This window comes from Allobosea minatitlanensis, from assembly GCF_964020775.1.
Genome location: NZ_OZ224509.1, coordinates 3,047,161 through 3,071,838, shown reverse-complemented (window position 1 = coordinate 3,071,838; position 24,678 = coordinate 3,047,161). Strand labels below are relative to the sequence as shown.

Here is a 24,678-nt window from a genome sequence, read left to right as displayed (position 1 = left end):
TCAGCGCGCCTTCAGCCGGTTCATGAAGGAATCGTAGGAGAGTTCCGCGATCTGCCACCAGAGCAGGTTCTCGCCGCGGAACGCGACCATCGACTCGTAGCCCTTCTTGAAGTCCGGGCTCTTGGCGCCGGTCTCGGCATAATAGTCGTCCGCCGCCTTCAGCGCCGCTTCCATCACCGGCAGCGGGAAGGCGCGCAACTGCGCGCCCTGGGCGACGAGGCGGCGCAGCCCGCCCGGATTCACCGCGTCGTATTTGGCGAGCATCCAGTTGTTCGCCGCCTCGCAGGCGTGCTGGACGATGGCCTGGTAGTGCTTCGGCAGCTTGGCCCAGGCTTCCTTGCCGATGATCAGGTGCAGCATGGCGCCGCCCTCCCACCAGCCGGGGTAGTAGTAGTATTTCGCGACGCGGATGAAGCCGAGCTTCTCGTCGTCATAGGGGCCGACGAACTCGGCCGCGTCGATCGAGCCGCGCTCCAGCGCCGGGTAGACGTCGCCGGGCGCGATCTGGGTCGGCACCACGCCGAGCTTGGCCAGCACCGAGCCGCCCATGCCGCCGATGCGGAACTTCAGCCCCTTCAGGTCCTCGACGCCCTTGAGCTCGTTGCGGAAGAAGCCGCCCATCTGGCAGCCGGAATTGCCGCAGGGGATCGCATAGGCGTTGAAGCGGTCGAGCACGCCGTTCACGATCTCGCCGCCGCCGCCGAAATACCACCAGCTATGCTGCTGCCGGGCGTTGAGGCCGAAGGGAATGCCGGTGCCGAGCCCCAGCGTCGGGTCCTTGCCGATGTAGAAATAGGTCGGCGAATGCGCGCATTCGACCGTGCCGGAGGAGACCGCGTCGAGCGCCTGCAGGCCGGGGACGATCTCGCCCGGCGCGAAGACCTGCACCTCGAACTTCCCGTCCGTGGCGTCGGAGACGTATTTCGAGAACTGCTGCGCGGTGCCGTAGATCGTGTCGAGCGATTTCGGGAAGCTCGAGGTCAGCCGCCATTTCACCGCGGGCTGCGACTGCGCGATCGCGGGGGCCGCGACGGCGGTCGCGGCTGCGGCGAGGGCGCCCGTTTTCAAAAACGACCGACGTTCCATATGGTCTCCTCCCCAGAGCCTGGTCCAAGGCTCGTTGCGCCCTTATTGGCGCGTCCGGCAAGGAATGAAAAGAGATGAAGCTCGCCTCTCTCTCGCATGGCCGCGATGGCCGGCTGGTCGTGGTTTCCAGGGACCTGACGCGCGCGACCGACGCCTTTCCCGTCGTCGCCACATTGCAGGCGGCGCTGGACGACTGGGAGCGGCTGGCGCCGCGCCTCGCCGATCTCGCCGAGGGGCTGGAGCATGGCGCGGTGCCGTCCTTCCGCTTCCACGAGCATGATTGCGCCTCGCCCCTGCCGCGGGCGGTCCAGTGGCTCGACGGCTCGGCCTATGTGAACCATGTCGCGCTCGCCCGGAAGGCGCGCGGCGCGGCCCTGCCGGAGAATGTCTGGACCGATCCGCTGATGTATCAGGGCGGCAGCGACGCCTCGCTTGCGCCGCGCGGGCCGATCCTCGCCCGCAGCGAGGAGGACGGCATCGATTTCGAGGGCGAGGTCGCGGTGGTGACGGGCGACGTGCCGATGGGAGCGAGCCGCGAGCAGGGCCTTGCCGCGATCCGTCTCGTCATGCTCGCAAACGACGTGAGCTTGCGGAATCGGATTCCGAGCGAATTGGCGAAAGGCTTTGGATTCGTTCAGTCGAAGCCGGCCTCGGCCTTCTCGCCGGTGGCCGTCACGCCCGAGGAACTCGGCGAAGCCTGGCGCGACGGCAAGCTGCATGGCGCGCTGCTGGCGCAGCTCAACGGCGCCCCCTTCGGCCGGCCCGATGCCGGCGCCGACATGACCTTCGATTTCGGCACGCTGATCGCCCATGCCGCCGCGACGCGCCGGCTCTCGGCCGGCACGGTCATCGGCTCCGGCACGGTCTCGAATCGCGACGCCGATGGCGGGCCGGGCCGGCCGATGGCGGAAGGCGGGCTGGGCTATGCCTGCATCGCCGAGCAGCGCATGGTCGAGACGCTGCGCCACGGCGAACCGAGGACGCCCTTCCTGCGTTTCGGCGACACGGTTCGCATCGAGATGAAGGACGCCGCCGGGCATTCGATCTTCGGCGCGATCGAGCAGGAGGTTCTGCCGCATGGTTGAGACGGGCTCCGGCCGGCGCGGGGCGCTGGCCGCTCATTTCCGCAAGATGGCCCACAACAACGCCTGGGCGAACTGGCGGCTGCTCGCCGCCTGCGCCCGATTGAGCGAGGCCGCGTTCGAGGCCGAGCGCACGAGCTTCTTCCCCTCGCTGCACGCGACGCTGAACCACAATCTGATGATCGATCTCTACTATATCGATGCACTCGAACGCGGCGGCCTTGGCCAGCAGGTCTTCGCGCGCTTCCAGCCTCTGGAGATCGCCCAGCTCCTGCCGGCCCAGGCGGCGGCCGACCGGCGGCTGATCGCCTTCTGCGACGGGGCGAGCGACGACCTGCTGGCGACGACGGTCGCGACCGATCGCGGCGAGAGCGGCCGGATCGAGGAGCGCGTCGACGACCTGCTGGCGCATCTCTTCCAGCACCAGATCCATCATCGGGGGCAAGCCCATGCGATGCTGGCGGGAACCGCTGTCGCGCCGCCCCAGCTCGACGAATATTTCCTGCGCTACGATTCGCAGCAGACCCGCGTCGAGCTGCGCCGCCTCGACCTGGCCCCGCCCGAGGAATTGCTCTGACGGCCCTCCTGTCGCTGCCTGCTTGGCGGCGGCCGGGGGGACGGATAACCTGATGGCGACGACGCCCCTGCCGCGAGAGCCGAGACGCCATGATCGACCCCGTGCCGCTCTATTCGACGACCATTCCGCTGGCCTTCTTCATCTGGGGGCCGGTCTTCGTCGTGGTGCTCTACTGGCTCGTCGGCGCCTGGTCGAACCGGCAGGGCGTGCCGCGCATGCTGGAGAGCGACTGGGACGGCTATTCCGTCGCCGATGTCGAGAAGCTCTTCTCGCTCTATGGCGAGACGCGGCGGGCCCGCTACCGCAACCGGGTGCTGCCGGCCGACGTGGCCTGCGCCTTCACCTATGCCATCGTCGGCGCCATCCTGATCGCGGGGCTGACGACGCGCGGCCAGCCTCTCTGGGTGGCGGCGCTCTGCGGCGGCGGCTGGCTGATCGGCGGGCTTTGCGACGTGGCCGAGAATCTCGCGGTTGCCCGCCTGCTCGACCGATATCCTCGCGTCGCCGCCGGGGACGTCGCCTTCGCCAGCGCGATGACGCGGCTGAAGCTGGTCCTCTTCTCGCTTGGTGTCATCGGCGCGCTGGTCGCGGCCTATCTCGCCTTCAGGCCGCTGGCGGCCTGAGCCGCAGCCATGCCTCGCGGGTGAGCCGCAGGCGCGAAGCCGGCACGGCGGGCACGCCGATCAGGACCTGCGGATCGGTCGGCGCGGCCGCGAAGCCCAGCCGCTGCGCCAGCCTCAGCGAGGCGGCGTTGCGCGGATGGGTGGTGACGAGGACTTTTGGCAGGGCCAGCGTCTCGAAGCCGTGGCTGAGCAAGCAGGCGGCCGCCTCCCGCGCATAGCCCTTGCCCCAGTGGCGCACCGCGAAGCGATAGCTGAGCTGGACCTCGCCCGGGCCCTCGCCGTCCGGGATCAGCCCGACATAGCCGGCGAACGCCGCTGGCTCTTCTTTGGCGAAGACCGACCAGTAGCCGAGCCCGCGCGCGACGTGGCTGAAGCTGCGCGCGGCGACGGCGTCGCGCCCCATCGCCGGGTCGTCGACCGAGGCGATGTGGCGCATCACCTGCGGATCGGCGTTGAGGCGCGCGATGGCGTCGAGATCGTCGAGCCGGCGCGGTCGCAGCCGCAATCGCGGGCTTTCCAGTTCGGGGAGCATCCTGTCGCCTCTGCTTTGCTGTGGGGCGTGGCCGCGGAACTCTGGCGCGCCGGCGCGCGGCATCCCATATCCTGCCGGGCGCCGAACCGAAACGCGCCGGGAGAATGGGAATGCTGCTTCGTCGTTGGATCCTGGCTGCGCTGGCCGTCACCCTGTCCGGAGCGTTCATGGCGCCCGCCATGGCGCAGGAAGATCTCATCTTCAAGAAATCGACCGTCTGGAAGGCGCTGACGCCGGACGACAAGCTCGCCGTCTACGGCGTCGACGATCCGCTGGTGGAGGGCGTCGCCTGTCACTACACCGTGCCGGAGAAGGGCGGCGTCAAGGGCATGTTCGGCGTGGCCGAGGAGGTCTCGGAGATCTCGCTGTCCTGCCAGCAGATCGGCCCGGTCCGCTTCAAGGAGAAGGCGGGGCAGGGCGATGTCGTCTTCCGCGAGCGCCGCTCGCTGATCTGGAAGAAGATGCAGATCGTGCGCGGCTGCGACGCCAAGCGCAACGTGCTGGTCTATCTCGCCTATTCGGACAAGCTGATCGACGGCTCGCCGCAGAACGCGACCTCCTCGGTGCCGATCATGCCCTGGGGCAATACGGGCGAGGCGCCGAAATGCGCCGACTGGATCAGGTAGGGTCGACGATTATTCGCCGCAGGTGATGCTGAGCGGCTGCTCGGCGGCGGCGACCGGGCTCGGCCGGGTCACGGTGCCGGTGAAGTCGGCCTTGTCGGCGATGCCGAAGGCCACCGCCTTGCCGAAGCCCTGCGATTCGCACCAGGCATTGGCGACGATCTTGCCGCATTCCGCCTTGGCCGAGATGCAGTCGGCGATGCCGTAGCCGTCGCTGGCGGGGATCAGGAAGGTGCGCTGCTCGCTGGGCGCGGCGGCGGGGCGGCTCATCGGCATGATCGAGAGCGAGATCCCGGCGACGGCGATCCCGAGCAGTCCGACAAAAGCCACGGCGCGGCGCATCTGAAGCGATTCCTGAGGAAGCCGGGCGAGGAACCCGGGAAGCGGGAGCATGGTTCCGGCCGGTTAAATTTGAATGAATTCCGCCAGGGCCACGGCGCTTGCTGCGTTGCAGCAAGCGCGCGCCCTCTTGACGGAAAGCGCGCGGGAAGGCAATCACGTCTCCCCATGACGCGAGCCGCCATCAACAGCCGGATTTGCATTATTTGCCGCTAGCCTTCGCTGGCCGGCTGCTCACGTCCTCGTCCTGAAAAACGAACCGACAAAAGCGCCCCGGCCAGCGGCCAGGCCGTTTTTCGTGTTTTGCCGTTTCGTTCGTTCCAGGACCCAGCCCCGATGCCGCCGACCCTGAGGCTCTACAACACGCTGACGCGGACGAAGCAGGACTTCGCGCCGATCGATCCGTCGAATGTGCGCATGTATGTCTGCGGCCCGACGGTCTACGACTACGCCCATATCGGCAATGCCCGCCCGGTCGTCGTCTTCGACGTGCTCTACCGGCTGCTGCGCCACATCTACGGCGCGGATCACGTCACTTATGCCCGCAACCTCACCGACGTCGACGACAAGATCAACGCCCGCGCCGCGCGCGACTATCCCGGCCTGACGCTGAACGAGGCGATCGCCAGGGTCACGCAGGCGACGACCGCGCAGTTCCACGCCGATATCGACGCGCTCGGCACGCTCAGGCCGACCACCGAGCCGCGCGCCACCGAGCATATCGCGGAGATGAAGGCGATCATCGAGCGCCTGATCGCGCGCGGCGTCGCCTATGTCGCCGAGGAGCATGTGCTGTTCCATGTCCCGGCCGTCGCGCATCTCGCCAGGGCGCCGAAATACGGCACGCTCGCGCGCCGCTCGCTCGACGAGATGCTGGCCGGCGCCCGCGTCGACGTCGCGCCCTATAAGCGCGACCCGATGGATTTCGTGCTGTGGAAGCCGAGCCGCGACGGCATCGATCCCGGCTGGCCGTCTCCGGCCGGCATCGCCACGCCCGGCCGTCCCGGCTGGCACATCGAATGCTCGGCCATGTCGATGGCGAAGCTGCTCACGCCCTTCGGCGGCGGGCTCGCCTGCGACGATCCGCAGAAGAACGTCTTCGACATCCATGGCGGCGGCATCGACCTCGTCTTCCCGCACCATGAGAACGAGATCGCCCAGTCCTGCTGCGCGCTCGGTGGCGGGGAAGGGCAGCCGCTGATGGCCAATATCTGGATGCATAACGGCTTCCTGCAGGTCGAAGGCGAGAAGATGTCGAAGTCGCTCGGCAACTTCGTCACGATCCACGAACTGCTGGAGACGGAGAGCTTCGGCGGCCGCTCATGGCCGGGCGCGGTGCTGCGCCTCGCGATGCTCAAGACGCATTACCGCCAGCCGATCGACTGGACGGTGAAGGCGCTGGAGGAGGCGGAGAAGATGCTGCAGGACTGGGCGGAGGTCGCGCAGGGCGCGACGGCGTCCGAGCCTTCGGCCGAACTGCTCGATGCGCTGGCCGACGATCTCAACACGGCGCGCGTGCTGGCCGAGCTCCATGCCCTGCGCAAGTCCGGCGATCTGCCGGCGCTGCTGGCCGGCCTCGAGCTTCTCGGGGTCGCGCTGCCGCAGATCGCGGCGCCCGCTGCCGTCGATCCCGTGGTCGAGCGCCTGATCGCCGCGCGCCTCGACGCCCGCCGCGCGAGGAACTTCGCCGAGTCCGACCGCATCCGGGACGAACTCGCCGCCATGGGCATCGCGCTCAAGGACGGCAAGGACCCCGCCACCGGCGAGCCGACGACCACCTGGGAGGTCAAGCGATGAGCCCGAAGATCCGCCCCGCCGGCTCGCTCTCCTTCGCCATCAAGCTCGTCATGCTGGCGATGGTCGTGCCGCGCGTCGTCCGCTTCAAGCTGAGGGGCGGGCGGTGAGCGCCGCCCGCGTCCATCTCTTCGACACGACGCTTCGCGACGGCGCCCAGACCACCGGCGTCGATTTCTCGCTCGACGACAAGCGCGCCGTGGCGAGCCTGCTCGACCGGCTCGGCGTCGACTATGTCGAGGGCGGCTATCCCGGCGCCAACCCGCTCGACACCGCCTTCTTCGAGCGGAAGGCGACCAGGCGGGCGAAGTTCGCCGCCTTCGGCATGACCAAGCGGGCGGGGCGCTCGGCCGCCAACGACCCCGGCATCGCGGCGCTGCTGGAGGCGAAGGCCGATGCGATCGTCTTCGTCGCCAAGGCCTGGGACTACCATGTCCATGTCGCGCTGGAGATCTCGCTGGAGGATAATCTCGCCGGCATCCGCGAGAGCGTTGCGGCGGCGAGGGCCGCCGGCCGCGAGGTGATGCTCGATTGCGAGCATTTCTTCGACGGCTACAAGGCCAATCCCGACTACGCGCTCGCCTGCGCCCGCACCGCCTACGAGGCCGGCGCCCGCTGGGTCGTGCTCTGCGACACCAATGGCGGCACGCTGCCCGACGAGATCGGCGCCATCGTCCGCGAGGTCGCCAAGGCCGTGCCGGGCGACAATCTCGGCATCCACGCCCATGACGATTGCGGCTGCGCCGTCGCCAATTCGCTGGCGGCGGTGGAGGCGGGCGCGCGCCAGATCCAGGGCACGCTCAACGGCCTCGGCGAGCGCTGCGGCAACGCCAATCTCGTCACGCTGATCGGCGCGCTGAAACTGAAGGAGCGCTATCGCGACCGCTTCGCGCTCGGCGTCGACGACGGCCAGCTCGCCGAATTGACCCATGTCTCGCGCGCCCTCGACGAGATGCTGAACCGGGCGCCGAACCGCCACGCGCCTTTCGTCGGCGCCTCGGCCTTCGCCACCAAGGCCGGCATCCACGCCTCCGCCGTGCTCAAGGACCCGCGCACCTACGAGCATGTCGCACCGGAAGCCACGGGCAACACCCGCAAGGTCCTGATCTCCGACCAGGGCGGCAAGTCGAATCTCGTCGCCGAGCTGGAGCGCATCGGCGTCACGCTCGGCCGCGACGATCCGCGCCTCAACCGCGTGCTGCAGGAGGTCAAGGAGAAGGAGGCGCAGGGCTATGCCTTCGAGGGCGCCGACGCCTCCTTCTTCCTGCTGGTCAAGCGCATCCTCGGCGAGGTGCCGGAATACTTCTCCGTCGAGCGCTTCGCCGTGAATGTCGAGCGCCGCTACAACGCGCTGGGCGAGCTCGTCACCTTCTCCGAGGCGATCGTGAAGGTGCAGGTCGGCGACGACGTGCTGATCTCGGCGGCCGAAGGCGACAGCGGCCCGGTCAACGCGCTCGATATCGCGCTGCGCAAGGACCTCGGCCGTTACCAGTCGCTGATCGAAGGTCTGCGGCTGCTGGACTACAAGGTCCGCATCTTCCAGGGCGGCACCGACGCCGTCACCCGCGTGCTGATCGAATCCGGCGACGAGACCGGCGAGCGCTGGACCACGGTCGGCGTCAGCGCCAACATCATCGACGCTTCCTTCCAGGCGCTGGTGGACTCGATCACCTACAAGCTGGCCAGGGCCGGCGCGACGGCTTGAAAAGCTCCTTGCCGCAAACACGGATCATCCCGGGCGTAGCGAAGCGCAGACCCGGGCTCCATGCCGGAACCTTGGCCGGATGCGCTCCGGCATGGATCCGGATCGGCGCGGCTTCGCCACTTGTGTGGGACGACGGCGTGAGGGACGGCTAGAATCTCACTCCGTCAGGCGGATGACGCGGTCCCTGCACAGATCCATGTCGGCGTCGCTGGTGGCGTCGTCCTCGAACCTGCCCTGCACGGTGTAGGAGCAGCCCTGCGGCTTGTTGAGCCTGAGCGCGATGCTTTTGCCGGGCGCCAGCGGCTTGGCGAGCTTCGCGACGAGGCGAGGCTGGTCGCCCGCCGTGGCGATCTCGAAGCTGCTCAGGGGCACGCTGCGCTGGTTGTTGATCGTGATCTGCGGATGCGGTCGCGTGCCTTGCGCGGCGGCCGGCAGGGCAAGGCTGAGGACAGCCCCCAGTCCCAGGCCGATCGCGGCGAGTTTGCGGAATGCCATGGTCGTGTCTCCCCGTCTGCGAGCGTCGGGCGCTCTTTGCGAGGAGACACTCCCCCTTCGGCGAGAGCAAGGCAACTCCGCGGCGCAAGCTTGCCGGAGGCCGTGCCCCTTCCACCCTCTCGCTGCGGGTGCAAGGCCGCCCCTGCAACGAGCTGCATGCATGGTTGCCGATTTGCCCCTATATGGGTGCGTTCACTGGAATCGCTTGAAAATGTCCGTGCCTGCCGCGCCGTCCCCGGCGCCGAGCCTTGCCCGCTCCGTCACGATCCAGCCGGGGTCCGGCTTCTTCGCCACCTTCCGCGCGCTCTGGCCCTATCTCTGGCCGGCCGGGCGGTCGGATCTGCGCGCCCGCGTCGTCGCCGCCTTCGCCCTGATGATCATCGGGCGCCTGATCCTGATGGGCGTGCCCTTCACCTTCAAATGGATCACCGACGCGCTGGCCGGGACCCATTCCAGCGTCCAGGACTGGCTGCCCTGGCTGGTCGGCGCGCCGCTGGCGCTGACGGTGCTCTACGGGCTGGCGCGGGTCGGCTCCTCGGCCTTCGTCCAGATGCGCGACGCGATCTTCGCGCCGGTCTTCATGCATGCGGTCCGCACGCTGGCGCTGCAGACCTTCGGCCACCTGCATTATCTCTCGCTGCGCTTCCATCTCGAGCGCAAGACCGGCGGCCTGACGCGCGTTCTGGAGCGCGGCCGCAACGGCATCGAGGAGATGGTCCGGCTCGGCCTCAACCAGCTCGTGCCCGTCGTCGTCGAGGTCGTGCTGATCATCGCCGTGCTGCTCGGCCTGTTCGACTGGCGCTATGTCGTCGTGCTGGTCGCGATGGTCGTCGCCTACATGACCTATACCATCAAGGCGACCGAGTGGCGGATCGCCATCCGCTCGGCCATGAACGAATCCGACACCGACGCCAATTCCAAGGCGATCGATTCGCTCCTGAACTACGAGACGGTGAAGTATTTCGGCGCCGAGGCCCGCGAGACCGCGCGCTACGACACAGCGATGGCGCTCTACGAGCGCAACTCGATCAAGTCCTACACCTCGCTCGCCTGGCTGAATTTCGGCCAGGCCGTGATCTTCGCGGCCGGCCTGACGCTGTCGATGGTGATGGCGGTGCGCGGCTTCCAGGCCGGGACCAACACGGTCGGCGACCTTATCCTGATCAATTCGATGCTGATCCAGCTCTATCTGCCGCTGAACTTCATGGGCACCGTCTATCGCGAGATCAAGCAGGCGACGCTCGACATTGCCCAGATGTTCGCCCTGATCGGCCGCGACGCCGAGATCCAGGACAAGCCGGGCGCCCGGCCCCTGCAGGTCCCGGCCGGCGCGGTCGTCTTCGAGGACGTGCATTTCGCCTATGTGCCGGAGCGGCCGATCCTGCGCGGCGTCTCCTTCAGGGTCGAGCCGGGCCGGACCGTCGCCATCGTCGGGCCCTCCGGCGCCGGCAAGTCGACGATCTCGCGCCTGCTCTTCCGCTTCTACGAGCCGCAGAAGGGCCGCATCCTGATCGACGGCCAGCCCATCGCCGACGTCCAGCAGGTGAGCCTGCGCGCCGCCATCGGCATGGTCCCGCAGGATACCGTGCTGTTCAACGACACGATCGAGTACAATATCCGCTACGGCCGCCCCGATGCGACGATGGAGGAGGTCGAGGAGGCCGCCCGCCTCGCCCAGATCGACCGCTTCATCCGCACCTTGCCCGAGGGCTACGCCACCTCGGTCGGCGAGCGCGGCCTGAAACTCTCGGGCGGCGAGAAGCAGCGCGTCGCCATCGCCCGCACCATCCTGAAGGGGCCGCCGATCCTGGTGCTCGACGAGGCGACCTCGGCGCTCGATTCCTTCACCGAGAAGGAGATCCAGGACGCGCTCGACCGGGTCAGCGAAGGGCGCACCACGCTGGTCATCGCGCACCGGCTCTCCACCGTTGTCAATGCCGACGAGATCATCGTGCTCGACAAGGGCGTCATCGTCGAGCGCGGCCACCATCGCGAATTGCTGGCCGCGAACGGCGTCTATGCCGCGATGTGGAACCGCCAGCGCGAGGTCGACGAGGCCAAGGCCACCCTCCAGCGCGCGACGGCGGCGGAGGGCGAAAGCGTCAGGCTCACGCTGTCCTGACGGGCCGGCCGGAGCCGTGCGGGCGCCGCTCGCGGGGAGGCGCGAGAGGCCGGCGCAGAGTGGCGCGGGCGGCGGTTTTCCGGCATGATCGCCGCCGATGAGGTGACGGCGAGCCGCAGGGGGACGCCATGTTCGACCCGACGGCTCTGGTTGGCTTCCACACCTGGCTGAGCCTGGTCGCCATCGTCGCCGGTTTCCCGGTGGCGGCCGGGCTGCTCCGCGGCCACACCAAGCCGGGCTGGACCGGCGTCTTCCTCTCGACCGCCTTCGCGACCAGCGCGACCGGCTTCGGGCTTCCGGCGCCGGGCCTGCTGCCGTCCCATATCGTGGGGGCGATCTCGCTGGCGCTGATCGTCGTCGCCGGCTTCGCGCTCTATGGGAGGCTGCTCGAAGGGGCGTGGCGACGGACCTATGCGATCGCGGCCGTGCTCGCCTTCTACCTGCTTTTGTTCGTTCTGGTGGTGCAGCTCTTCCTCAAGGTGCCGGCGCTGCACGCGCTGGCTCCGACCGGCTCGGAGCCGCCCTTCGCGCTCGCGCAGGGCATCCTCTTCCTGATCTTCGCCGGCCTGACCTGGCAGGCGGCCATCCGCTTCGTGCGCGTCCCCCGTCTCGCCGGCTGAGCTGGGCCGCTCAGCGCCGCGGACGGGGCCGCATGCGCAGCGGCCGGCGCGGCCGCAGCGTGACCTTGAGCGAAGGCTCGGGCGCCCGCGTCGACAAGGGCTCCAGCCGGACGGCCGGCAGCAGCGAAGCCAGGATCGCGACGGCTTCCATCGTGGCGAAGGCGCTGCCGATGCAGATCCGCGGACCGGCGCCGAAAGGCAGATAGGCATAGCGATGCCGGGAGCGGCCGGCCTCGGGAAGGAAGCGCCGCGGGTCGAAGCGGTCGGGCTCCTCCCACAGCGTTTCGTGGCGGTGCACGGCCTGGATCGGCACATAGATCACGCTGCCTTCGCCCAGCATCAGCCCGCCGAGCTGGAAGGGCTTCTCGACCTGCCGCGTGATCACCGGCGCCGGCGGGTAGAGGCGCATCGCCTCCTGGAACACGGCCTTGGTGAAGGGCAGGGCCATGACCTGCTCGGGCGCCAGCGGCGCGCCGCCCGTCACCGCCGCGATCTCCGCCACGACCTGCTCCTCGATGTCGCGATGCCGCGCCAGCAGATGCAGCGTCCAGGCGAGGCCGAGCGCCGTCGTCTCGTGCCCGGCGGTGATGAAGGTCAGGAGATTGTCGACGATCTCGCCGTCCTGCATGGCGCGTCCGGTTTCCGGGTCGCTGGCCGTGAGCAGCATGTCGAGCAGGTCGCCGCGCTGCGTCGGGGCGCCGCGCCGCGTCGCCACGAGCTCTCCCAGGCTCTCGCGCAGATAGGCCGTCGCGGCTCTCGCCCGGGACCGGCCGGGATAGGGCAGCCATTCGGGCATGCCGAGCAGGCTGTAGGCGAAGACGAAGCTCGTCGGCTCGAGATAGTCGGTGATGCTGCGCTCGACCTTCGCCACGTCGAGATTGGCGCTGCCCGACAGCATCGTCTCGACGATGATCGCGAAGGTCGTCCGCATCATCTCGTGGCCGATGTCGAGGGCGTCGCCGCCATCGGCCAGCCAGCGCGAGCGCGTATCGGCGGCAGCCGCGAGCATCGCCGGAAGGAAGCCGCGCAGCCTCTCGTGCTGGAAGCCGGCTGCGACCGATTGGCGCTGCCAGCGCCAATGCGCCCCTTCCGCCGTCAGCAGGCCGTCGCCGAGCGCCGGGCCCAGCACCTTGTGCACGATCTCGCCCTTGTTGAGATGCCCGGCCTGGCGCACCAGCGCCTCCTGGATCAGCGGGGGATCGCAGACATAGAGGCTCTGCTTCCCGCCGACATCGGCCAGGACCATCTTCTCGCGGAAGATCTCCGGCGGCAGCGCCGTCAGCGGATTGCGCAGAATCGCGGCGAACAGGCCGATCGGGGAGCGGCTGGTCTGCGCGATTCCGGTTGCGGCGAGATGCTCCGGCTTGGCGGCGATCGTCATTCCTGGCCTTTCTGTGCGATCCGGTGTCGCCCCCTGAACTGGGGAGCCGATTGTGGCGGGACAATGCGGCCTCGCCGCCCCCGCCCGGGCGCGGCGATATGCAGTGAACCGGCGCGAGGCGCCCGGGTTCCGTGCCCCCCGGCCGCTCCATTCCGGGGGGAAGGCCGCCCCAGCCGCCTTCCGCTCTTTCCCTCGCCGTGCGAAGGCCCTAAATCAGCGCTGCGCCGTGGCCGGTTTCCGGGATCGCGGCAAGCCATTCCCGCGCGCCTCGCGCCGCACACGAACAGCGGAACTGTCCATGTCCCTCGTCGATTCCGTCCGCAAGGTGATCGTGCCCATCCACAAGGAGGGCTATGTCTTCATCGCGATCGGGCTGGTGGCGACCATCGTCCTGGCCAACCTCTGGTCGCCCTTCGGCTGGATCGGCGCGATCGTCACCGTCTGGATCTGCTATTTCTTCCGCGACCCGGTCCGCATCACGCCGCAGCGGGAGGGGCTGGTGATCTCCCCGGCCGACGGCCGCGTCAGCCAGATCGCCTCGGCCATGCCGCCGCCGGAGCTCGACCTGCCGGCCGAGCCGATGACCCGCGTCTCGATCTTCATGAACGTCTTCGACTGCCATGTGAACCGCGCGCCCGTGCCCGGCCGCATCCTGAAGATGGCCTATACGCCCGGCCTCTTCCTCAATGCCGAGCTCGACAAGGCGAGCGACGACAACGAGCGCAACGCCCTGGCGATCGAGACCGCGTCCGGCCCGATCGGCGTCGTCCAGATCGCCGGGCTGATCGCGCGCCGGATCGTGCCCTTCGTCAAGGAGGGCGACACGCTGGCGACGGGCGAGCGTTTCGGCCTCATCCGCTTCGGCTCGCGGGTGGATGTCTATCTCCCGGCGCATGTCGTGCCGCTGGTGGGCGAAGGACAGACGGCGATCGCCGGCGAGACGGTGCTGGCCGACCTGTCCGGCAACGAGCCGCTCGCCCGCAGCTATCGCGGAATCTGACCGGGCCGGGCACCGGCCGGCGCGGGATCTTCGCGCCGAAGCCAGGTTGGCGATCTAGACCCTTGTTTTCGCAGCGTATTTGCCCGGAAAGCGGATTCGACTTTTCGGGCCGGTGCTCTAGCTTAGAACTGCGAAACCGCGTATTTCGGCAGCCATGAGCGACCTGTTTCCTCCTTTCGAGCCCGAGCGCGTCGAGCCGAAGCGCGCCCGCTTCAAGTCGATCCCGTTCCGGCTGATCGCGCCGAACCTCGTCACGCTGCTGGCGCTCTGCCTCGGCCTGACGGCGATGCGGCTCGTGGTCGAGGGCAAGCTCGAGACCGCGACGATCTGCATCCTGATCGCCGCCGCGCTCGACGGTGTCGACGGCCGGCTGGCGCGGATGCTGAAGGGCACGTCGCGCTTCGGCGCGGAGCTCGATTCGCTGTCGGATTTCGTCAATTTCGGCGTGGCCACCGGCTATGTGCTGTGGATCTTCATCCTGCACGACCTGAAGTCCTTCGGCTGGATCATCGTGCTGACGCTGGCCTGCGCCATGGCGCTGCGGCTCGCGCGCTTCAACGTCATGATCGACGATCCCGACCGGCCCGAATGGCAGAAGAACTTCTTCGTCGGCATGCCGGCCCCGGCGGGCGCCATCACCGCCATGCTGCCGCTCTACCTCCATGCCGTCGGCCTGCCGGTGCAGGAATACGGCGCCCCCTTCGTCGGGCTCTACATCCTGTTCATCGCCTTCCTGACGATCTCGCGCATTCCCTGCTATGCCGGCAAGACGCTGGGCGCGCGGGTGCCGCGCGACATGGTGCTGCCGATCTTCGTCGCGGTAGTGGTGATCGCCGGCCTGCTCTTCGCCTACACCTTCGAGATGCTGACGCTGGTCGTCGTCGCCTATCTCGCGCTGATTCCGCTCAGCGTCGCCCGCTACCGCAAGCTCGAGCGCGAGCATGCGGCGCCGGCGCCGCTGCCGGCGACGACGCCGGAAGGCGCCGCCTGACTTTAAGACCGGCGAAGGGGATTACCGGCGCCGGCCCGTGAGCCTTGCGGCGTTGGCGCGGGTGCGGCGGGCGAAGGGTTCGAGCGTGCTGTGCGCGACCTTGGCGGCCGCCTCGGTCAGGTCGGCCTGCGCCAGCGGGTTGAGCGCGAAGCTCCACCAGAACGCCGTCGTGGCATAGGTCGCGGCGACGCTGCTTTCGACCACGGCCGAGACCTTCTCGACCACGGCCTTGGTCGCCTCGCGCTGGCCGGAGGAATCGCCGAGCGCGCCCTTCAGCAGCAGCGGCATCCGCATCGCGATGGTGAGCCCGGCCTCCGCCTGCATGGCGAGCATCCGCGTGGCCAGCGCCTGCGCCTCTGCCCCCGCCGCAGCGGTGAGCGACGGCTTGCGCGATCTCGGCATGGGGAAACTCCGGGGAATCGTGGCGATGGACGGCAGGGCGTCAAAAAAGGGCGCAGACTGTGGCGCGGCCGGAGGCCCTTGGCAATGGCCGGAACGAGGGGTGTGCCGCTTATCTTTTGGGCAGAACGCCGTCGCGGCGCCGGGCGCCGGCCCATGCTTGCGCTTCGGCGCGGGCAGGTCGGTCGCGGATTTATCAACCGGGCGAAATGCTCTAAAGCCTGGGGCTCCGCTCTTTTCCCCGCATGCTGGAACCCTGCCGAGCCGCCCCTTGAGTTTGTTCTCGTCCCCCAAGCAGGCCGGTTGGCGGCCGATGCTGGTCCTCGCCTCGGCCTCGCCGCGCCGGCTCGCCTTGCTGGAGCAGGCCGGCCTGAAACCCGACGCCCTTCTGCCGGCCGATCTCGACGAGACGCCGCACAAGGCCGAGCGCCCGCGCGATCTCGCCCGCCGCCTCGCCCGCGAAAAGGCCCAGGCCGCGCGCCAGGGCGCCAAGGCGCGCGCCGATCTCGAGAGCTGCTACATCGTCGCGGCGGACACCGTCGTCGCCGTCGGCCGCCGCATCCTGCCCAAGGCGGAGATCGTCGACGAGGCCGCGGCCTGCCTGCGCCTGCTCTCCGGCCGCGCCCACCGCGTCTATACCGGCGTGGCGCTGGTGACGCCCTCGGGCGCGATCCGCGACCGCATCGTCGAGACGCGGCTGCGCTTCAAGCGGCTCTCGACCGAGGATATCGAGCATTACCTCGCCTCCGGGGAATGGCGCGGCAAGGCGGGCGGCTACGCCATCCAGGGCATCGCCGGCTCCTTCGTCGTCAAGCTCGTCGGCTCCTATACCGGCGTGGTCGGCCTGCCGCTCTACGAGACGGTGAACCTGCTCGGCGGCGAGGGCTTCCCGATCCGCTTCGGCTGGATGAACGCCGCCTGATCCACGCAGATCGCCGGGGCTTGCCTCCTCGCCGCATTGCCCCGATCCTCCCGCCCGCGGCGCGCCGGACCGACAGGCGCGCATCATGGCGCGCCGGCGTTTCGGACCGGCGACGGGGAGGCACGGAATGGCGGGACGTCTGAGAGGCAAGGTCGCGATCGTGGCGGGGGCCGGATCGATCGGGCCGGGCTGGGGCAACGGCAAGGCGACGGCGACGGTGTTCGCCCGCGAAGGCGCCAGGGTGGTCTGCGCCGACATCAACCGCGACGCGGCCGAGGAGACCGCGGCCATCATCCAGAACGAGGGCGGCCAGGCCTTCGCCGTGCAGGCGGACGTCACCCGGGCCGATCAGGTCGCCGATCTGGTCGACCGGGCGCTGGGGCGTTATGGCCGCATCGACATTCTCGACAACAATGTCGGCATCGCCGAGGTCGGCAGCGTCGTCGACCTGCCGGAGGAGACCTGGGAAAAGGTCTTCCGCGTCAATCTCACCGGCGCCTTCCTGGCGATGAAGCACGTCATTCCGGTGATGCAGCGCCAGTTCGAGGAGACGGGCGAGGGCGGCTCGATCGTCAACATCTCCTCCATCGCCTCGATCCGCCATACCGGCGTGCCCTATGCCAGCTATTCCGCCACCAAGGCCGGACTCAACCATCTCACCCGCACGACAGCGGTGCAGTTCGCCGCGCAGAAGATCCGCGTGAACGCCATCCTGCCGGGCCTGATGAAGACGCCGATGGTCGAGCATTCGGCCGGGCTCGCCAAGGTCTATGGCGGGGGCGACGTCGAGGCGATGTGGGCGGCGCGTGCGGCGCAGGTGCCGATGGGTCATATGGGCGAGGCCTGGGACGTGGCCAATGCGGCGCTCTTCCTCGCCAGCGACGAGGCGCGCTATGTCACCGGCATCGAACTCGTGGTCGACGGAGGCATCACGCTGAAATATGGCTGAAACCGAGAAGAAACCGCCGGCCGCGCGGCCTTGCCCGATCTGCGGCAAGCCGGCGGCCGAGCGCTTCCGCCCCTTCTGCTCGGCGCGCTGCGCCGATATCGACCTCGGCCGCTGGCTCAAGGGCAGCTATGTGATCCCGGGCGAGCCGCTCGACGAGGCCGAGGACGCGCCGCCATCCCGCGAGCGGGACGCATGAGGCCGGCCGGTCTCCCGGGCCGGCGGCCCCCGGCCGCGCTCCGAAGCCTGCGGAACCTCCTATCCGAGCGCTTCGCGCTGCTTCAGGAGCTCGTTGAGCCGGTCCTGCTGCTCGGCGATGCGGTTGGCGATGGCCTCTTCCGCGGCCGCGCCGGCCGCGCCGGTGGCCTGCTCGGTCAGCTCGGCGATATTGCGCCGGGCGATGGCGATTCGAGCGTCCAGATCCTGCAACGTCGCATTTTCAGGCATAGGGGCCTCCGTGTATCGCGCCGGAACGAGGGCGTTCCGGATCGCGTGATCGTGCTGTGCCAGGACCGTCGGCGCCCGGGCTGCGCTGCCGGTCCGTCTCCGCATTCTTCCGCAGCTTGAGGCTCCGCGTCCAGCGCGAAGCATCGGCATGCGACGAAGGAGAAGCGCGCCGCCGGCGAGGGCCGGGGCTTGTGCATGGCCGGGACTTTGGGGGGTGCCACGGCAGGTCGCGATGCGCTAGTTTGCGGCATGGACGACTTTCCCGGGATCATCCGCTCGCCCCTGTCGCAGAGCATCACCCATGACGGCATCACCGTCCGGGTTGAGATCTATCGGCTCGACGGCACCGAGGGCTGGACGCTCGAGCTGGTCGACGAGGAGGGCGGCTCGACCGTCTGGCAGGACAGCTTCGCCACCGACGCCGAGGCCTTCGCCGAATTCATGGACGGCGTCCGGCAACTCGGCCTGGCCAAGCTCATCGACCCCGACGACGACGACATCGCCACGGTTCATTGAGGCCCGGCGTGCCGCGCTATTCCGACGAGCTCGAAGCCGTTCTCGCCTGCGAGCAGGCGCTCCGCCGCCGGATCGCGGAACGCATCGCCGAAGAGGCCGGCGCGCCGGTTCGCGGCGGTCTCTCGCCCGAGCATGTCGCCGCCGCCGATGCCGCCATCGCCTCCTGGCAGAGCGAGGGCGAGGAGATCCAGGATCTTGCCGCCTTCAGGCCGATGGGACCTCTGCAGGAACTGCTGGCGGAGCACCGCGCCATCCTGGAACGGATCGACGACATGCGCGACCGCAGGCTGTCCTGACGCCCATGGGCGGTTTGTCCGGCCGCTTCCAGGCGGTGGATCGTGCACGCCGCCGAAGACAAAAGCGCTATCGGAAAACGCCGAATGGGCGTTGATTACTTTCTAGGGCCAATCGACATTCAAGATTCTATTTTTTGCTGATGCGTGATTCATGGGCCTGCGGATTAGTTGATCTGGAGGTCGGTGATGTCGAAAGCGATACGAGTTGAGCCCTGAGCATTGGGTCCGGATCGGTGATCTGTTGCCGGGTAAGCCCGGCGATTCGGGCCGCTCGGGGGCTGACAATCTCACTTTCGTCAACGGCGTGCTTTGGGTGTTGCGTTCGGGTGCGCACCGGCACGACCTGCCTGAGCGCTATGGCAAATGGAAAACCGTTCACAAGCGGTTCACGCGATGGGCCAAGGCCGGTGTGTGGGAGCGTGTCTTCGCTCACCTGATCGATGGCCCCGCCAACGATTATATCAGCCTCGATTCAAGCCTCGCGCGAGCGCACCAGCAGGCAGCCACCGGCAAGGGCGGCGGTCAAAAAGGGGGGATCAGGCTCTGGGGCGTTCCAGGGGAGGACTGACCACTAAAATCCATATGGCCGTCGACGCACTTGGCCGGCCGCTCAAGCTGATCCTGACGCCCGGACAGCGCGGCGATGCACCACTCGCTCCAGCCTTGCTCAAAGGTCTTTCACCGCGACGCGTGCTAGGCGACAAGGCCTATGATTCCAATGCCCTGCGCGGCCTGATCACAGACATGGGCGCCGAGGCAGTCATCCCGTGCAACCCGACCCGCAGGCGCTCCATCCCCTATGACTTCCAAGCCTACAAGGTTCGAAACACTATCGAGCGGTGCTTCAACAAACTCAAACACTTCAGGCGCATCGCTATACGCTTCGACCGCAGGGCAATCCACTTCCTCGCATTCCTCCAACTTGCTGCCGCACTACTATGGATGCGATGAATGTCGATTCAGTTTAGGCCGACCCCTTGATAAGCCCGAGCGCGACGAGGTCCGCGCGCATCTGGTTTATCAGTTTCGCTCGCCTCGCCAAGCGCCTTGTTCTCGTTGGTGCGGGCCACGAGATCGTTTGCCTGTGCGGCGGTCGTGAAGCCGTAGGGCGTCGTGTTCGTGGCGCCGGTCGTTGCGACTGCCGCTCCAACTGAAGTGGTGACGGCAGCCTGATCGGCGTTCGCCGGCTGAGCGATCGGCGTCGCTCCGAAGAACGCGCGTTTAGCGGCGGCCGTGCGCCCGAGCACGTTCCGCCAGAGGGATCCGAACGTGCGCTTGGCGTTGACCGGTCCTGTCGTCGGGCGAACATAGATCAATTCGGCACTGCTGTATCGGCCGGCGCATCGGGGAGATTCGGGAGCGTCGTCATCGTGGGTCTACCTTCCGCTCCAGCCGCTGCATAATCGCGAGAATAACTTTCACGTCAGCGACGAGCTCGTTTGTCTTCTGGCGGTCAATCTCGGCAGACCGCCGAATCTCGACGATCTCCTCCTTGAACTGCCGCTTCGTATCGGCCAGGTCGTTCGTGAGCTGCTTGATGGCGCTGGCGGTTTGAATGTCGGCCGCTTTGCTGTCCAAACAGAAATCAGCATATTGAGTGCCGAGAGCGATGGCGACAGCGAGCAACGCCGAAACGAGGTTCGGCACCAGCCGCTCGAAGAACTTCCCGTCGCAGTTCCCGATCATGGCCTCGACTTTGTCGTTCATCACCAGCCGCACGCTCTCGCGCCATATTCGTTGTGCTTGACGATTGCCGCCTTGTCGGCGCGATCCATCACCGCGGCGGCCGGGGCGGAAGGACGTATCGGGGTAGCCACGTCGCAGAAATCGCCGCTATTCCAGGCGCACCCACTTGCTGAAGTGGTGATCAAGATCCGCATGGCCCAAGCCGTCCACTTCATCGTCGATATCCTTCCGTACCTGCCGAGCCTCCGCCCGCTTTTGCTCCTGCTCTTCCTGCATCGCGTCCTTGCCCTCCTCCCGGCTCGGTGTTGCCGAGTTTGGCCCGGCCCTCGTAGCGTTTCTGCGCCGGGGTCGGCCCCCACACCTCTCGGTCAAAGTGGAGCTTGCCGCTCTCGTGCATGATCTGAGGCAGGAACTGCGCCAAGCGGTGCGGCGGGTCGAGCCCGAACTTGGCGCCGTAGAGATCCAGTGCGGCAAGAACAGAGCCCGCGTTCGCAACAGCCTTCGCATTCAGCGGCTTGCGCGTGATCTTCCGAACCTGATCAAGGGAAAGCTGCATCTGGCAGCTCGTGATGCCAGACCATGGGCGGCGGCGCGCTCAGCCGCACCGCACAGCGCTATTCAGCCTTGGAGACGAGCGGCAAATCCGCGGCCTTCAAGAGCGCTTCCTTGAGGCCGATCTTTTCGGCCAGTTTCTTGCGAATGTTTAGCGGGAGGTTCCGGCGCAGATGGCCGGCGTCTCGATAAAGAAACTCGCCATCGAGAGTCGTCGAGCAGCCATCGCTGTCGCACATATTCTGGCCGGGCATCAACGAGCTCGCGGCGGCAGATCGAGCCGGGACCGATTCAATAACCGAACCGGCCTGCTCCTGAAACTTCCGCACCCAAGCGCGTGGCGTCTTAAACATATCTGGCGCACAGTGCCGCCGGAAAATCATGCTCTCTTCGGTCACAATGCACCCGAGATCGTACCCCAGCCGAATCGGCACGTCTCCGATGATAAGAGCGCGCCGATTGGGCGCGGCAACGGTTTGCATCAATTCGTCAATGCCTTCAGCCATAAGCCGAAGAGCTTTCTCCCGCGAGCGCTCGGAAGGATCGTCACGGTACAAGCTATCGGGGTATGCCGACCAAGCTGCGGCTACTACCACGAGCGATATGTCTTTGGCCCCGCGAAGATAATTGACTAGGGGCTGGCTAACTTCGGTGCAGTAATGTGTGTAAGTCGGCATCTGAGCGAGAACGCGCTTGATGCTGGTCGTTCCTACCAGAGGCATGCAAGCCTTGTAGAACGCGAGGGAAATCCCCGCTTCTTTCGCGGCGACATCCAGCAGAGGCGCGAAATGCTCTGCATGGCTGTCGCCAGTGAGTACCCCTTTAATCTTTGCGGTTTCCCAGTCAGCGCCGAGGATGCAGTAGCTATTGGCCGGCCATCCCGGCATGACGCGCTCCTGCCGGCAGTCCCATTTCCACATCTCGTCGAGGCTCATCAGCGAGGCGGTGGAGGGCGGGATGCGAGCGGGGAAGCCGCCAGCGCGAACCACATATGCGCCGACGAGCATCATGGCGCAGGCCGTAGCCAGACCTGCGCCGATGTTCGCGAACTTCGGGAAGGGGGAATGCCGAGCCGGCTGTTCGATAAAGCGCCACGACAGCCAAGAGGCCGTGACGGATGCCGCGAGGATAGCGGCGCCGTCGATGGCGCCCGGCGGCATACCGAGGTTGTAGTGCCGATACAGAACGATGATCGGCCAGTGCCAGAGGTAGAGCGAATAGGAGATGCGCCCGATGAATACGGCTCCGGGCGTGGAGAGGATCGAATAGACGCGGCCAGATTGCAGAGGCGCTAACACGCACAAGGCACCGATCACCGCCGGCAGCGCTCGCCAGCCGGGGAAATCCATGTCCTTTCGAAGCATAAGCGCGGATACTACAATCAGCGCGAGCCCGACCCCGGCGATCCAGTTGCCATACCGCTTCGCCTTCGCCAGCAGGCCCATCGGCGCCAATGCCAGCCCCCCGCCCAGGGCGAGCTCCCACGTCCTCGACCAGGGCGAGTAGAACGCTTGCCTGCCATCGGTCGCGACGGCGTATAGACTCATGCCGAAGCTAGCCGCGGCGAGCGCGAGCGACACGACCAGCACCACGCCGCGCCGGCCGCCGGACAGCCTGAAACTGGCCCATATGACCAGTGGCCAGACCAGATAGAATTGCTCTTCGACGGCCAGAGACCACGTGTGGAGCAGAGGCATCAGGTCGGACGCCTGATCGAAGTATCCGGTGTTGAACCAGAAGAAGAAATTGGACGCGCTGGCCGCCGCCCACACCGCGCTTCGGGCAGTGGCCTCAAAATCCCCCGGCATGAGCAGGAACGGTCCGGCCGCCAGCACAACAGCCAGCATCGCCAGCAGGGCCGGGAAAATGCGGCAGATGCGGCGGTCATAGAACGAGAGAAGCGAAAACCGCCCGGCCCCAAGCTCGCGAGCGAGAATGCCGGTGATCAGATAGCCGGAGATGACGAAAAACACGTCCACGCCGACGAACCCGCCGGGGATGAACAGCACGCCGAGGTGGAAGAGGATGACCAGCGCAACGGAAACCGCGCGAAGCCCATCGATTTCGGGGCGATACGCCAGCATGCCGCTCGCAATATCGCGACGCACGACACAGCGCAAGTCGGTTGAACTACGCCTTGAACTCCCAAACACTCTCGCCCTTTGAGGCTTAGATTTTCGGACCAGAGGTGCCGTTGCCGACGATCTGATGGCCGATCGTCTTTCGCACCCTGGCATCGAGCAGATCCTGCATAGCGCTCGTGATGTCGACCGCATCGACGACAGGGCTTGTCGTGCTGGCCCGCGTGAGCGTCGCCCCAATAAAGGCAACGATATTCGTGGGGCCACTGTCCGCCGTCACTAGCCGGACGCCGTTCGCCGAGGGGGTCGTCGCATTCGGATTCCACGCCACCCACCAGCGTGCAGAGTGGATCGTCACGCCTTCTATGTGGTCGGCGATGACTGCATCGTGTTCGCCGAAAGGGCCGTAGCCGGGAAGGCCCACGCCCCCGACGACGTCCCCTCGGCGGCCTTCGGGGAAGACGCAGCGGCGGGTTTCTGGTGAATTGGCGGCTTCCATTCCGGGAACTTGGCGGCACCCGCATCCGGCGTGTAGTCGCCCTCGGCCCGGTGCTCCAAGACGAGGTAGACATCGCGCTTTACGCGAGCGGCAGCTTCCAGCAACCGGGCCCGGCTGTCGGCATCGACAATCAGTGCCTTCGCGGCCAGCCGTTCATCCACCCCGCGCCCGAACTCGCGTTCCATCGCTGCGGCCCGCTCGGGGTCCGCAATCTCACTCAGCGGCATTCCCTCTTCTATCGGGACGCTATAGCGCGTGGCTTCGTCAATCTCCACGCGACGCTGGCGCCATCGTTCAGGTGAGCCGGGGTCCTGCTCGAAGGCCCGCACCAGGGTCGCATAGAGTTCCCCGGAGAGGGCGGCAATCTGGTCCTGACGGAGGCGGATGGGGCCGTTGTCGTTGGCCTCGCGGAGGTTCCGCCACACTTGCTCCAGATACGCCGCTGCCGCTGCCTGCCGGAGCTTCACTTCGGACTTGTCGGCTGTCCTCAACGAGAAGCGAATGTCTGCTGCCCCTGCCGGGACGGTCTTATCCACAAATCCATCGGCGAGAGGGATGCAGAGCTTCAAGCCGGCTGCGCGGGCCTTCACATCGACGGGGATACGCTGGACGAAATAGGCGTTGGCGGACGTGTTGCGTTTCATCGAGCGGACTAGGCGAAAAAGCATTGTTGCTCACCGTTGTTGACCAGTGCGGTGAGGCGTAAGCCCTTATTATCAGCTATGTATTTGGCGTTTCAGCACTTCTGGAAAGTGATGGTGCCCAGGGGCGGAATCGAACCACCGACACTGCGATTTTCAGTCGCATGCTCTACCAACTGAGCTACCTGGGCGCCCCCGGGGCGCGACGCGCCGTCCGTGTTGGTGGGGGCGATATAGAGGCTGGCGCGAAGCCTGTCCAGTCACTTCAGCCGGCTTTCTACAGCCCGGCGGGAGCATGATCCGGAACCCGCTGCAAAATCGCTTCCGGGGCGGGTCCGGCCGCCGTCGAGCCTGTCGGTCCGGCCGTCGCGGCCAAGGTCGCGAGCCTGTCTATGCTCGTCAACGCCTTGCGGCGGGCGCTCTCCGATTCGGCGATCTGCGCCTGTCCGTAGAGGAGGCGCGCGAAGGCGATGACGTCGGTCACCACCTGGAAGCAGGCCTCGTCCAGCGCGGAGGAGGGCGGCAGCCGCCCGGCGAGCTTCGCGACATGGCTTTCGGCGCCCGCCTGAAGCGCCTTGGCGTTGAGGACGCCGGCTTTCAGCACGCCGTCGCGCAAGCAGTCGAGGCCGTCGCAGGGATCCACGCCGATCGGTGCAGCCATGCGCTTCTCCGTAAGCGGTTCCTGATGCCGATTCAGGCCAAAATAACGCGAAAACAGGCGAT

General features: G+C 67.3%; 30 protein-coding genes, 1 tRNA gene and 1 pseudogene. 16 read left to right on the top strand and 16 right to left on the bottom strand.

Going from position 1 to position 24,678, the window contains the following annotated elements:
* Complete coding sequence (locus tag ACWH43_RS15095) at nt 1-1,086, bottom strand: TRAP transporter substrate-binding protein (protein ID WP_158448250.1); 1,086 nt, start codon at nt 1,084-1,086, stop codon at nt 1-3.
* Between the two features lie 74 nt (nt 1,087-1,160).
* Here ACWH43_RS15095 and ACWH43_RS15090 point away from each other — a divergent pair, with 74 nt between their 5' ends.
* The 3 genes from ACWH43_RS15090 to ACWH43_RS15080 all read left to right on the top strand — a co-directional run bounded on the left by ACWH43_RS15090 (nt 1,161) and on the right by ACWH43_RS15080 (nt 3,368).
* Nucleotides 1,161-2,171 (top strand): fumarylacetoacetate hydrolase family protein, encoded by a 1,011-nt coding sequence (locus tag ACWH43_RS15090; protein ID WP_158446088.1) that lies wholly within the window; start codon nt 1,161-1,163, stop codon nt 2,169-2,171.
* Entirely contained in the window at nt 2,164-2,745 is a 582-nt protein-coding gene (locus ACWH43_RS15085) for a DinB family protein (protein ID WP_158446087.1), read from the top strand. Before ACWH43_RS15090 ends, ACWH43_RS15085 begins: the two co-directional genes overlap by 8 nt.
* Nucleotides 2,746-2,834: 89 nt before the next feature.
* Nucleotides 2,835-3,368: a hypothetical protein gene (locus ACWH43_RS15080; protein ID WP_158448251.1), complete on the top strand. Its 534-nt coding sequence runs from the start codon at nt 2,835-2,837 to the stop codon at nt 3,366-3,368.
* Here the strand turns inward: ACWH43_RS15080 and ACWH43_RS15075 are convergent.
* Entirely contained in the window at nt 3,349-3,900 is a 552-nt protein-coding gene (locus ACWH43_RS15075; RefSeq protein WP_260347911.1) for a GNAT family N-acetyltransferase, read from the bottom strand. The two genes, ACWH43_RS15080 and ACWH43_RS15075, sit on opposite strands and share 20 nt — an antisense overlap.
* 110 nt (nt 3,901-4,010) lie before the next feature.
* On the opposite strand from ACWH43_RS15075, the gene ACWH43_RS15070 reads away from it, so the two are divergent.
* Nucleotides 4,011-4,526, top strand: coding sequence for a CreA family protein (locus tag ACWH43_RS15070; RefSeq protein WP_260347910.1), 516 nt, complete (start codon nt 4,011-4,013; stop codon nt 4,524-4,526).
* Between the two features lie 9 nt (nt 4,527-4,535).
* Here the strand turns inward: ACWH43_RS15070 and ACWH43_RS15065 are convergent, their stop codons facing one another.
* A complete protein-coding gene (locus ACWH43_RS15065; protein ID WP_158446083.1) occupies nt 4,536-4,865 on the bottom strand; it encodes a hypothetical protein in 330 nt (109 codons plus the stop codon).
* A 333-nt stretch (nt 4,866-5,198) separates the two neighbouring features.
* Between ACWH43_RS15065 and cysS the strand changes: the two genes are divergently transcribed.
* Both cysS and cimA read left to right on the top strand, forming a co-directional pair.
* Complete coding sequence (gene cysS, locus ACWH43_RS15060) at nt 5,199-6,659, top strand: cysteine--tRNA ligase (RefSeq protein ID WP_158446082.1); 1,461 nt, start codon at nt 5,199-5,201, stop codon at nt 6,657-6,659.
* 103 nt (nt 6,660-6,762) lie between these two features.
* On the top strand, nt 6,763-8,361 hold the full coding sequence (cimA, locus tag ACWH43_RS15055) for a citramalate synthase (RefSeq protein WP_158446081.1): 1,599 nt from the start codon (nt 6,763-6,765) through the stop codon (nt 8,359-8,361).
* A gap of 156 nt (nt 8,362-8,517) precedes the next feature.
* Here cimA and ACWH43_RS15050 read toward each other — a convergent pair whose 3' ends face one another.
* Nucleotides 8,518-8,856 (bottom strand): hypothetical protein, encoded by a 339-nt coding sequence (locus ACWH43_RS15050; RefSeq protein ID WP_158446080.1) that lies wholly within the window; start codon nt 8,854-8,856, stop codon nt 8,518-8,520.
* A gap of 211 nt (nt 8,857-9,067) precedes the next feature.
* On the opposite strand from ACWH43_RS15050, the gene ACWH43_RS15045 reads away from it, so the two are divergent.
* Together ACWH43_RS15045 and ACWH43_RS15040 are read left to right on the top strand one after the other, a co-directional pair.
* Entirely contained in the window at nt 9,068-10,978 is a 1,911-nt protein-coding gene (locus ACWH43_RS15045) for an ABCB family ABC transporter ATP-binding protein/permease (RefSeq protein WP_158446079.1), read from the top strand.
* 128 nt (nt 10,979-11,106) lie between these two features.
* Complete coding sequence (locus tag ACWH43_RS15040; protein ID WP_158446078.1) at nt 11,107-11,598, top strand: hypothetical protein; 492 nt, start codon at nt 11,107-11,109, stop codon at nt 11,596-11,598.
* Between the two features lie 10 nt (nt 11,599-11,608).
* Here ACWH43_RS15040 and ACWH43_RS15035 read toward each other — a convergent pair whose 3' ends face one another.
* Complete coding sequence (locus ACWH43_RS15035; RefSeq protein ID WP_158446077.1) at nt 11,609-12,979, bottom strand: cytochrome P450; 1,371 nt, start codon at nt 12,977-12,979, stop codon at nt 11,609-11,611.
* Nucleotides 12,980-13,031: 52 nt separating this feature from the next.
* On the opposite strand from ACWH43_RS15035, the gene ACWH43_RS15030 reads away from it, so the two are divergent.
* Nucleotides 13,032-13,979 carry a phosphatidylserine decarboxylase gene (locus ACWH43_RS15030; RefSeq protein ID WP_311734777.1) on the top strand — a complete coding sequence of 316 codons (948 nt, stop codon included), beginning with the start codon at nt 13,032-13,034 and terminating at the stop codon, nt 13,977-13,979.
* 154 nt (nt 13,980-14,133) lie between these two features.
* Nucleotides 14,134-14,970, top strand: a complete 837-nt coding sequence (locus ACWH43_RS15025) for a CDP-alcohol phosphatidyltransferase family protein (protein WP_158446075.1) — start codon at nt 14,134-14,136, stop codon at nt 14,968-14,970.
* Between the two features lie 21 nt (nt 14,971-14,991).
* Here ACWH43_RS15025 and ACWH43_RS15020 read toward each other — a convergent pair whose 3' ends face one another.
* Nucleotides 14,992-15,372 carry a hypothetical protein gene (locus ACWH43_RS15020; protein ID WP_158446074.1) on the bottom strand — a complete coding sequence of 127 codons (381 nt, stop codon included), beginning with the start codon at nt 15,370-15,372 and terminating at the stop codon, nt 14,992-14,994.
* Between the two features lie 310 nt (nt 15,373-15,682).
* Here ACWH43_RS15020 and ACWH43_RS15015 point away from each other — a divergent pair, with 310 nt between their 5' ends.
* The 3 genes from ACWH43_RS15015 to yacG all read left to right on the top strand — a co-directional run bounded on the left by ACWH43_RS15015 (nt 15,683) and on the right by yacG (nt 17,436).
* Nucleotides 15,683-16,291, top strand: a complete 609-nt coding sequence (locus ACWH43_RS15015; RefSeq protein ID WP_158446091.1) for a Maf-like protein — start codon at nt 15,683-15,685, stop codon at nt 16,289-16,291.
* A 127-nt stretch (nt 16,292-16,418) separates the two neighbouring features.
* A complete protein-coding gene (locus tag ACWH43_RS15010) occupies nt 16,419-17,240 on the top strand; it encodes an SDR family NAD(P)-dependent oxidoreductase (RefSeq protein WP_158446073.1) in 822 nt (273 codons plus the stop codon).
* Nucleotides 17,233-17,436 carry a DNA gyrase inhibitor YacG gene (gene yacG, locus ACWH43_RS15005; RefSeq protein ID WP_158446072.1) on the top strand — a complete coding sequence of 68 codons (204 nt, stop codon included), beginning with the start codon at nt 17,233-17,235 and terminating at the stop codon, nt 17,434-17,436. The genes ACWH43_RS15010 and yacG overlap by 8 nt, the downstream gene beginning before the upstream one ends.
* Before the next feature lie 59 nt (nt 17,437-17,495).
* Here yacG and ACWH43_RS15000 read toward each other — a convergent pair whose 3' ends face one another.
* Nucleotides 17,496-17,684, bottom strand: coding sequence for a hypothetical protein (locus tag ACWH43_RS15000; protein WP_158446071.1), 189 nt, complete (start codon nt 17,682-17,684; stop codon nt 17,496-17,498).
* A gap of 249 nt (nt 17,685-17,933) precedes the next feature.
* Here ACWH43_RS15000 and ACWH43_RS14995 point away from each other — a divergent pair, with 249 nt between their 5' ends.
* The 3 genes and pseudogenes from ACWH43_RS14995 (at nt 17,934) to ACWH43_RS14985 (ending at nt 19,447) form a co-directional block, all read left to right on the top strand.
* Nucleotides 17,934-18,200, top strand: coding sequence for a hypothetical protein (locus ACWH43_RS14995; RefSeq protein ID WP_158446070.1), 267 nt, complete (start codon nt 17,934-17,936; stop codon nt 18,198-18,200).
* Between the two features lie 8 nt (nt 18,201-18,208).
* Nucleotides 18,209-18,496 carry a hypothetical protein gene (locus tag ACWH43_RS14990; RefSeq protein WP_158446069.1) on the top strand — a complete coding sequence of 96 codons (288 nt, stop codon included), beginning with the start codon at nt 18,209-18,211 and terminating at the stop codon, nt 18,494-18,496.
* Between the two features lie 205 nt (nt 18,497-18,701).
* Nucleotides 18,702-19,447: pseudogene (locus ACWH43_RS14985) on the top strand (IS5 family transposase).
* A gap of 8 nt (nt 19,448-19,455) precedes the next feature.
* Here the strand turns inward: ACWH43_RS14985 and ACWH43_RS14980 are convergent.
* The 9 genes from ACWH43_RS14980 to ACWH43_RS14940 all read right to left on the bottom strand — a co-directional run bounded on the left by ACWH43_RS14980 (nt 19,456) and on the right by ACWH43_RS14940 (nt 24,616).
* Nucleotides 19,456-19,812 carry a hypothetical protein gene (locus ACWH43_RS14980; protein ID WP_158446068.1) on the bottom strand — a complete coding sequence of 119 codons (357 nt, stop codon included), beginning with the start codon at nt 19,810-19,812 and terminating at the stop codon, nt 19,456-19,458.
* A gap of 49 nt (nt 19,813-19,861) precedes the next feature.
* Entirely contained in the window at nt 19,862-20,215 is a 354-nt protein-coding gene (locus ACWH43_RS14975) for a hypothetical protein (RefSeq protein ID WP_158446067.1), read from the bottom strand.
* Nucleotides 20,203-20,397, bottom strand: a complete 195-nt coding sequence (locus ACWH43_RS14970) for a hypothetical protein (protein ID WP_158446066.1) — start codon at nt 20,395-20,397, stop codon at nt 20,203-20,205. Before ACWH43_RS14970 ends, ACWH43_RS14975 begins: the two co-directional genes overlap by 13 nt.
* Nucleotides 20,394-20,738, bottom strand: a complete 345-nt coding sequence (locus ACWH43_RS14965; protein ID WP_158446065.1) for a hypothetical protein — start codon at nt 20,736-20,738, stop codon at nt 20,394-20,396. The genes ACWH43_RS14970 and ACWH43_RS14965 overlap by 4 nt, the downstream gene beginning before the upstream one ends.
* Nucleotides 20,739-20,796: 58 nt before the next feature.
* Entirely contained in the window at nt 20,797-22,818 is a 2,022-nt protein-coding gene (locus tag ACWH43_RS14960; protein ID WP_377785406.1) for an acyltransferase family protein, read from the bottom strand.
* 85 nt (nt 22,819-22,903) lie between these two features.
* Nucleotides 22,904-23,173, bottom strand: coding sequence for a hypothetical protein (locus ACWH43_RS14955; protein WP_260347907.1), 270 nt, complete (start codon nt 23,171-23,173; stop codon nt 22,904-22,906).
* Between the two features lie 5 nt (nt 23,174-23,178).
* Nucleotides 23,179-23,958, bottom strand: a complete 780-nt coding sequence (locus tag ACWH43_RS14950; protein ID WP_158446063.1) for a DUF6538 domain-containing protein — start codon at nt 23,956-23,958, stop codon at nt 23,179-23,181.
* A 112-nt stretch (nt 23,959-24,070) separates the two neighbouring features.
* Nucleotides 24,071-24,146 (bottom strand) — tRNA-Phe (locus ACWH43_RS14945).
* Nucleotides 24,147-24,232: 86 nt separating this feature from the next.
* A complete protein-coding gene (locus ACWH43_RS14940; protein ID WP_158446062.1) occupies nt 24,233-24,616 on the bottom strand; it encodes a hypothetical protein in 384 nt (127 codons plus the stop codon).
* Between the last annotated feature and the right edge of the window lie 62 nt (nt 24,617-24,678).

Excerpts from the sequence above, each read along its gene's own strand:
- ACWH43_RS15095 (WP_158448250.1), bottom strand. The coding sequence starts at position 1,086 with ATGGAACGTCGGTCGTTTTTGAAAACGGGCGCCCTCGCCGCAGCCGCG.
- ACWH43_RS15090 (WP_158446088.1), top strand. The coding sequence starts at position 1,161 with ATGAAGCTCGCCTCTCTCTCGCATGGCCGCGATGGCCGGCTGGTCGTG.
- ACWH43_RS15085 (WP_158446087.1), top strand. The coding sequence starts at position 2,164 with ATGGTTGAGACGGGCTCCGGCCGGCGCGGGGCGCTGGCCGCTCATTTC.
- ACWH43_RS15080 (WP_158448251.1), top strand. The coding sequence starts at position 2,835 with ATGATCGACCCCGTGCCGCTCTATTCGACGACCATTCCGCTGGCCTTC.
- ACWH43_RS15075 (WP_260347911.1), bottom strand. The coding sequence starts at position 3,900 with ATGCTCCCCGAACTGGAAAGCCCGCGATTGCGGCTGCGACCGCGCCGG.
- ACWH43_RS15070 (WP_260347910.1), top strand. The coding sequence starts at position 4,011 with ATGCTGCTTCGTCGTTGGATCCTGGCTGCGCTGGCCGTCACCCTGTCC.
- ACWH43_RS15065 (WP_158446083.1), bottom strand. The coding sequence starts at position 4,865 with ATGCGCCGCGCCGTGGCTTTTGTCGGACTGCTCGGGATCGCCGTCGCC.
- cysS (WP_158446082.1), top strand. The coding sequence starts at position 5,199 with ATGCCGCCGACCCTGAGGCTCTACAACACGCTGACGCGGACGAAGCAG.
- ACWH43_RS15050 (WP_158446080.1), bottom strand. The coding sequence starts at position 8,856 with ATGGCATTCCGCAAACTCGCCGCGATCGGCCTGGGACTGGGGGCTGTC.
- ACWH43_RS15045 (WP_158446079.1), top strand. The coding sequence starts at position 9,068 with ATGTCCGTGCCTGCCGCGCCGTCCCCGGCGCCGAGCCTTGCCCGCTCC.
- ACWH43_RS15040 (WP_158446078.1), top strand. The coding sequence starts at position 11,107 with ATGTTCGACCCGACGGCTCTGGTTGGCTTCCACACCTGGCTGAGCCTG.
- ACWH43_RS15035 (WP_158446077.1), bottom strand. The coding sequence starts at position 12,979 with ATGACGATCGCCGCCAAGCCGGAGCATCTCGCCGCAACCGGAATCGCG.
- ACWH43_RS15025 (WP_158446075.1), top strand. The coding sequence starts at position 14,134 with ATGAGCGACCTGTTTCCTCCTTTCGAGCCCGAGCGCGTCGAGCCGAAG.
- ACWH43_RS15020 (WP_158446074.1), bottom strand. The coding sequence starts at position 15,372 with ATGCCGAGATCGCGCAAGCCGTCGCTCACCGCTGCGGCGGGGGCAGAG.
- ACWH43_RS15015 (WP_158446091.1), top strand. The coding sequence starts at position 15,683 with ATGCTGGTCCTCGCCTCGGCCTCGCCGCGCCGGCTCGCCTTGCTGGAG.
- ACWH43_RS15010 (WP_158446073.1), top strand. The coding sequence starts at position 16,419 with ATGGCGGGACGTCTGAGAGGCAAGGTCGCGATCGTGGCGGGGGCCGGA.
- yacG (WP_158446072.1), top strand. The coding sequence starts at position 17,233 with ATGGCTGAAACCGAGAAGAAACCGCCGGCCGCGCGGCCTTGCCCGATC.
- ACWH43_RS15000 (WP_158446071.1), bottom strand. The coding sequence starts at position 17,684 with ATGCCTGAAAATGCGACGTTGCAGGATCTGGACGCTCGAATCGCCATC.
- ACWH43_RS14995 (WP_158446070.1), top strand. The coding sequence starts at position 17,934 with ATGGACGACTTTCCCGGGATCATCCGCTCGCCCCTGTCGCAGAGCATC.
- ACWH43_RS14970 (WP_158446066.1), bottom strand. The coding sequence starts at position 20,397 with ATGAAGTGGACGGCTTGGGCCATGCGGATCTTGATCACCACTTCAGCA.
- ACWH43_RS14965 (WP_158446065.1), bottom strand. The coding sequence starts at position 20,738 with ATGCAGCTTTCCCTTGATCAGGTTCGGAAGATCACGCGCAAGCCGCTG.
- ACWH43_RS14960 (WP_377785406.1), bottom strand. The coding sequence starts at position 22,818 with ATGCTGGCGTATCGCCCCGAAATCGATGGGCTTCGCGCGGTTTCCGTT.
- ACWH43_RS14950 (WP_158446063.1), bottom strand. The coding sequence starts at position 23,958 with ATGAAACGCAACACGTCCGCCAACGCCTATTTCGTCCAGCGTATCCCC.
- ACWH43_RS14940 (WP_158446062.1), bottom strand. The coding sequence starts at position 24,616 with ATGGCTGCACCGATCGGCGTGGATCCCTGCGACGGCCTCGACTGCTTG.